2 protein-coding genes are annotated in these 7,679 nt (G+C 66.4%); both read left to right on the top strand.

The window, feature by feature from the left end; translation table 11 throughout:
* Positions 1 to 4,860 (top strand): non-ribosomal peptide synthetase (locus C8K18_RS32900; protein ID WP_132384655.1); only part of this gene is annotated, 4,860 nt, incomplete at its 5' end.
* Between the two features lie 285 nt (positions 4,861 to 5,145).
* The coding region (locus C8K18_RS32895) for a condensation domain-containing protein (RefSeq protein WP_146190909.1) at positions 5,146 to 7,679 on the top strand (2,534 nt) is incomplete at its 3' end.

The following is a 7,679-nucleotide window of genomic DNA, read 5'->3' as shown; positions in this document are numbered from 1 at the left end:
GAGTGCGTGGCGCCATCGAACGAGATCGAATCGGTGCTGCTGTCGATCTGGAGCGCCGTGCTCGGACGCGACGATCTGGGCGTCACCGACAACTTCTTCGAAGCTGGCGGCGACTCGATCCAGAGCCTGCAGATCATCGCACGGGCGCGCGAGGCGGGATGGCGGCTGACACCGCGGCAGATCTTCGAGCATCCGACGGTGAGCGGTCTCGCGCAGCGTGCGCAACGGCTCGACTCGCACGTCGCGCTTGAGGCCGACGACGGCGCGCCGCTCGCACTGACGCCGATCCAGCGGCTGTTCTTCGAGCGCTATCCGCAAGGGGAATCGCACTGGAACCAGGCGGTGCTGCTGAAGGTGAAGGGGCGGCTCGTGCCTGAGGCGCTCGAGCGCGCGGTCGCGGCCCTGGAGGCGCGCCATGACGCGCTGCGTCTGCGCTTCGTAAAAGACGCCGGGGAGTGGAAGCAGACCGTGGTAACGGAAGCGGCGAAGGATTCGCAAACCGCCATCGTCCGCCACGAAAAGCTCCCCTCGCTCGCCGACCTCGCAACGGCCTGCAACAACATCCAGTCGAGCCTCGACATCGAGCGCGGCCCGCTTTGGCGCATCGGTCACTTCGAGACTCCAAACGAAACCCGTCTGCTGATCGCGATCCATCACCTGTCAGTGGACGGCGTCTCGTGGCGCGTGCTTCTCGAAGAACTGCAAACCGCCTACGAACAAGCAGAACGCAACGAACCCATCCACCTGCCGGCCCCGTCGATGCCCTGGCGCGCATGGGTCCGTGAACTTCATCAGTATGCCGAATCAAACAACGTCCAGTCCGAAGCAAACTGGTGGCGCGAAGCGCTAAGCGTCGTCGACGCTGCTCCCGATCTTCCACTTCGCGCACCCGCAGGCACGCGCGTCGCTGAAAGCGAAACGATCGACTGGACACTCGATGCACGCCGCACACGCGAATTGCTGCACAACGCATCGCGCGCGTATCGGACGCGGGTCGACGAACTGCTGCTCGCCGCGCTTGCGCAGGCGCTCGGCGCATGGAGCGGCGCGGCCGAGATCGCCGTCGAACTGGAAGGCCACGGCCGCGAAGACGTGATCGACGGCGCGGACCTGAGCCGCACCGTCGGCTGGTTCACGACGCGTTTCCCGGTCGCGCTGCCCGCGTCGCCCGCTGCGCCGGGGGACGCGCTCATCGCCGTCAAGGAACGTGTGCGCGCGGTGCCGAACAAGGGCTTGCATTGGGGATTGCTCGACGCGAGCCGCACGCGGCCGCGCCCCGCGATCAGCTTCAACTATCTCGGGCGCTTCGATCAGTCGTTCGATCCGGCGTCGCGTTTCGCCTTTAGTTCCGAGGATGCCGGCAGCAGCCACGGCGCCGGCGCACGCCTCGATTACGCGCTCGACCTGAACGGCATCGTCACCGGCGACACGCTGTTGCTGCGTTGGCGTTTCGACCCGGCGCGGATCGATCGCGAGAGCGTCGAGCGCATCGTCGATACTTTCGGTCAGCATGTCGACGCGATGATCGCGCATTGCGTCGCCGCGCCCCAAGGCGCGACGGCATCGGACTTCCCTCTGTCGGGCCTCGATCAGACGCAGCTACGCGCGCTGAACCTGGCGCTTGGCGGCATCGCCGACATCTATCCCGCGACGCCCTTGCAGCAGGGTCTGCTTTATCACAGCGAGTTGCAGCGTGGCGAAGGCGTCTACGTGAATCAGTTGCAATTGACGCTCGACGGCCGCCTCGACGCCACCGCGCTGCGCGCGGCCTGGCAGGCCGCTATCGCGCGGCACGACATGTTGCGCACGCGCTTCGAGTGGCGGCATGGTGAAGCCGCATTGCAGATCGTGCAGCGCGAAGCCGTGCTGCCGTTCGGAGTGCACGACTGGCGCGATGTGCAGGACTACGATGCGCGTCTTGCCGAGTGGCGCTCGGCCGACGTCGCCGCGGGCATCGACCCGTCGCGTGCGCCGCTGATGCGCGTCAATGTGTTCCGCCGTCCCGATGGCCGCTTCGATCTCGTGCGCACGCATCATCATGTGCTGACGGATGGCTGGAGCGGTGCACGGCTTCTCGCCGAAGTCTTCGACGACTACGAGCGCGCGTTGGGCGTCACGCACGCCGCTGCGCACGCCCCCGCGCATACACCGCCGTCGTATCGTCGTTACGTCGAATGGCTCGCGGCGCAGCCCGATCCCCGCGACTGGTGGAGCGAGCGCCTGAAAGCCGCCGACGATGCCGGTACGTTGACCTCGAGCCTCGCCGCGCCGCTCGACACGGCTCCGAGCGAACCCGCGAGCGCGGCGCGCAAGATCGCGCTGAAACTCGACGCGCCGCTCGATGCGCGCGTGCGCCGCGCCGCACAGCGGCATCGCGTGACACTCAATACGCTGATGCAGGGAGCGTGGGCCGTGCTGCTCGCGCGGCTGAGCGGCAAGCAGTCGGTCGCGTTCGGCGTGACGGTGGCGGGGCGCCCCGCATCGTTGCCTCACGCCGAGGATATGTTCGGACTCTTTATCAATAGCCTGCCGGTGTTTTCGACGGTGCGCGGCGACGTCACGATAGCCGCGTGGCTCGACGCGTTGCAGTCGTACAACCTGCAAATGCGCGAGGTCGAGCATACGCCGCTCGCGTCGTTGCAGCAGTGGGCCGGGCGCAGCGGCGATGCGCTATTCGATAGTCTGATCGTGTTCGAGAACTATCCGGTTGCGACGCGCGCGGCGTCGGCGCAAGCGGGCGCGCTGCGCGTCGACTCCGTCGATTCATTCGAGCGCACGCACTATCCGCTGACGCTGACGATCCTCCCGGCCACGCGCATCGAACTGCAATGGCAGTGGGACAGCCGGCGCGTTGCGCGCACGCAGGTCGAGCAGTTGCAGCGGCAATACCTCGCGCTCATCGACCAACTCGCCGATGAAGGAGAGCGCGCGCCGCGCTTCGTCGGCGAACTCGCGGCGCGGCGCGGTGCGCCGGAGGCCGAGCCGTTGCCGTTGCCGCCGCCCGCGCTGCGCGCCTGCCACGAGCGCTTTGCGGTCGAAGCCGCGCGCGTGCCGCAGCGCGTCGCGGTGCGCCAGAACGGCGAGGCCTTCGACTACGCGACGCTCGCCCGCTGGTCCGTCGCAATCGATGCACGCTTGCGCGTGAGCGGCGTCGCGCGAGAGGAGCGCGTGGCCGTCTGCATGCGCCGCTCGCCCGCGCTGATCGCGAGCATGCTCGGCGTGTGGCGAAGCGGCGCGGCTTATGTGCCGCTCGATCCGTCGTTCCCGGCCGAACGCCTCGCGGGCATGCTGGAAGATGCGGGCGTTGTGCGCGTCATCGCGGATGACGAGGGCCGGGCGCGACTCGGTGGCGCGCTCGATAACCGCATTGTGCTCGACGCGGGAAGCGGTGAACATGCCTTGGTCCACGACGCAGCAAGCGCACTGCCGCCCATATCGCCGTGCACCGATTCACAGCTCGCCTACGTGATTTATACGTCGGGCTCGACGGGCCGGCCGAAAGGCGTTGCGGTTTCGCACGGCGCGCTGGCACGGCTGCTTGCAAGCGTCGGCATCGCGCCGGGACTTCATCAGGATGACGTACTATTGTCGGTCACGACGCCGTCGTTCGATATTTCGCTGCTCGAATTCTGCTTGCCGTTGACGCGAGGCGCGTGTGCCGAAATGGCCGACGCGCAAACGGTGGCAGACGGCGCGGCGCTCGCGCGGCTTATCGACGAAAGCGGCGCGACGTTCATGCAGGCGACGCCGAGCGGCTGGCGTCTGCTGATCGAATCGGGTTGGCATGGGGCGTCGCGCGGGCGGCTTACCGGCATCGCGGGCGGCGAGCCGTTGCCCGCCGATCTCGCGGTGCAGCTTGTGCAACGCGGTGTCGAGTTGTGGAACCTGTATGGTCCCACGGAGACGACGATCTGGTCGAGTTGCGCTCGCGTGTCTGGGAGTGGACCTATCACGATCGGTCGCGCGTTGCATGCGAACGCGCTGCGCATCGTCGACGCGAGCGGGCAGTTGACGCCGCAAGGCGGCGTCGGCGAGCTGTGCATCGGCGGCGAAAATCTTGCGCGCGGTTATCTGGGCCGCGCGGGTCTCACCGCCGAGCGCTTCGTGCCCGATCCCTACGGCGCGCCGGGCGCGCGCATGTACCGCACTGGCGACCTGTGCCGCGAGCGGACCGACGGCGAATTTGAAACTCTCGGCCGGATCGATCAGCAGGTGAAGCTGCGCGGCTATCGGATCGAACTCGGCGAGATCGAGGCGGCGCTGCGCGAGTGCGACGGCGTGCTCGACGCGGCCGTCGCGCTCGTGCCGGGTGCGGGCGATGCCGAGGCGCGGCTCGTCGCGTATGTCGTCGGTGCAGTTGTTAATGAGCCTGATCGTGAAGCGCGCGCGGTGCCGGCCGGCTGGCGGCAGATGCTTGCCGCGCGGCTGCCCGGCTACATGATTCCGGCGGCGCTCTATGCGATCGACGCGTTGCCGCGCACTGCGAACGGCAAGCTGGATCGCAACGCGCTCGCGCGCTTCGAGACGACGCCTGCAACCGAGTCGTCGTGGGTCGAGCCGTCGGGCGAAATGGAAATGCTTATCGCGCGGCTTTTTGGCGACGTGCTCGGGCTCGAGCGGATCGGCGCGGACGATGATTTCTTCGCGCTTGGTGGACACTCGCTCGCGGCTGTGCGCGTCGTTGCGCGGTTGTCGGAGCAGCTTGGTCGCAAGGTTGCGCTGGCCGCGCTGTTTGAGCAGCCGACGCCGGCGCTCTTGGCCACGCTGCTTGACGATCGCGTCGAGGGGGAGGCTTCTGGCAGGGCTTCGTCGAACGATGAACTGCAGGCGCTCGATGGGTTGTTCGATGGACTCGATTGAAATCCGCGAGGGAATGGCGGTTGCGCAATGGCGCTGTTCGCCAGGTCGGCGCGCGCACGGTTGCATGGTCCGCGTCGAATGTATCGCTTGTTCAGCGTTCGACGCGAATCGCGCGTGGGCGAAGCCGTGCCGTCGATATATCGGCGTCACGTCATCAGCTCGCGCAAGCAAGCGCATGCACGACGAGACTGCGCTGCTCGAACTCAACGACTCAAGCCGCTCATTGCTCAAAGACAAACATCACACGCGGCCGCGAAGCCGCGTTGACCTATTCAGATTGCCACTATGCTGACTACGATTCGCAACGAACCGGCTGCGACGGTTGCTTCTACTGGTTCCTCCGCTGCCGCTAGCGCTACCGTGAGCGAAGCGCCGAGCCAGGCGCTGGCGATTGCGCGCAAGTACGCGGCGCTATCGCCGGAACGTCGGCGGCGGTTTCGCGAGAAGGCGCGCGAGCAGGGTATCGATCCCGCGCGTGTGCCGATCGTGCCGTTGTCGCGCGAAGTTGATGACGCAACTAAATCAGCAGACGCAGAAGCGTCGAGCGCCGATGCGTCTTCTTCGTTTTCGCGCGCGGCAACTTATCCGCTCGCTCCCGCGCAGGAACGTCTGTGGTTCCTCTGGAAGCTCGATCCGCTGAACCCCGCGTATAACCTGTCGCGCGCGCTGCGTTTGACGGGGCATCTCGATGTGCGTGCATTGCGCCGTGCGTTCGATGCGCTCGTCGCTCGCCACGGCGCGTTGCGTGCACGCTTCGTCGAGACGCGCGGCGTCGCGGCCCAGCGCATCGCCGCGGACGCGTGCTACCTGTGGCGCGAACATACGCTCGACGATCCCGCGCAATTGCGCGACATGCTGCGTGCCGCCGCGCGCGAACCGTTCGATCTCGAGCAAGGGCCGCTGCTGCGCGTCGACCTCATCGGGATCGATGCGCAATGTCACGCGCTGTCGATCGTCGTGCATCACATCGTGTCCGACGGCTGGTCGCAGGCGCTCTTCGTTCGCGAACTGGCGGCGCTGTATCGCGCGGCGCTCGATGGTCAGCATGACGCGTTGACTTGCGCACTGCCGCCGCTCGACATTCATTTCGGCGATGTCGCGGCGTGGCAGAACGAATGGGAAGACGGCGCGTTTGCCGACGATCTTGCGTACTGGAAACAGCGCCTTGGAGCCGAGCGTCCCGCGCTCGAATTGCCGTTGGACCGGCCGCGGGCAGCGGTGCGCGGCGTCGAAGGCGGACGCGTGCGGCGCGATGTCGGCCCGGCTCTTGCCGAGCGTCTGCGCGAACTCGCGCGCGCACAGCGCACGACGCTTTTCACCGTGTTGCTCGGCGCTTATGCCGCGCTGCTGTACCGCTACGGCGGTCAGCCGGGCTTGCGGATCGGCGTGCCGTCGGCGGGACGGCAGCGCAGCGAGAGCGAAGGGCTAATCGGTTTTTTCGTCAACACGCTTGTGATCGATGTGGACGTCGACGGCACCATGCCGTGTGCGACGTTGCTGTCGCGACTGCATGAGCGCGTGCTCGAGGCGCATGCGCATCACTCGATACCGTTCGGCCGCATTCTCGACGCGTTGCGGATCGATCGCGAGCTCGGACGCTCGCCGCTGTTCCAGGTCATGTTCAATCTCGAGCAGGCGACGAGCGACGCATCGGTTGCGATGCCCGGTCTCGTCGTTGAGCCGGAGGCGGGCGGCACGGATACGGCGCGTTTCGATCTGGTGCTGAACGTCGTCGACGATGGGCGCAACTTGCGCCTGATGTTCAACTATGCGGCCGATGTGTTCGACGTTGGCACAGTGGAGCGGATTGCATCGCAATACGAAGCGGTGCTTGAGCAGATGGTTGATGATGTGCGGCGAAGGGTTGGATCGTTGACGTTGCCTTTGCAGCATGAAGGGAAGCCGCTGAAGTCCTATGCGTTCGAGTCGCTTGGGATGGCGCTTGCGGCGCAGGCAAAGCGTACGCCGCAGGCGATTGCGCTGCGCTGTGAAGATGAGTCGCTCACGTATGCTGAACTTGATGCGTGGTCGGCGGCAATTGCTTCGCGGCTCATCGCTCGAGGTGTCGGTGCTGAGCGGCGCGTGGGATTGTGTGTCGCGCGAGGACCGGCGCTGATCGCGGCGTTGCTTGGGATTATTCGCTCCGGTGGTGCGTTCGTGCCGCTCGACCCGGATTACCCGGCCGCGCGCCTCGCGCAGATGATCGGCGATGCCGGGATCGTGCAGGTGGTGGCGGATGCGGCGAGTGCGGCGCGGGTTGGTGAGGTGCTTGCGGGGTGTGAAGTAGTGGAGGTAGGGGCAATGGCGGTAGCTGCGGCTGCTGCGGAAGCGCACGCGAAGGCGAAGGCGCAGTCACAGTCGCAGTCGAACGTTGCTTCTGCGGCGCCACGGACGGGCGCAGCGCGCGAGTCACTGATGGGCACTGAGACACCGCAACACTTTGACGCAGAAACGATGATAAGCACAGCCACTGAGCAAGAGTCGAAGCCGCACATTGACGTTGCGCTGCACCCCGACCAGCTCGCTTACGTGCTGTACACCTCGGGCTCGACCGGCAGACCCAAGGGTGTCGGCGTGAGCCACGGCGCGTTATGGACGCACCTGCGGGACTTCCTCACAACCTACGGCATCAGCGACGACGACACAGTGCTCCACTCATCGACGATCAATTTCGACGTCGCGTTGCACGAAACGCTGCCTGCACTCCTGCGCGGCGCGACGGTCGAAATGCGCGGGATGCAGCCGTGGGATCTGCAAAGCCTGAGCGAACGGCTGGTGAAACGGCAAGTGACATTCGCGCGGATTCCGACGGCGCTGTG

The sequence above is a fragment of the Paraburkholderia sp. GV068 genome, from assembly GCF_003058125.1.
Classification (GTDB): domain Bacteria; phylum Pseudomonadota; class Gammaproteobacteria; order Burkholderiales; family Burkholderiaceae; genus Paraburkholderia; species Paraburkholderia graminis.
This window is presented reverse-complemented; position numbering and strand designations above follow the sequence as displayed.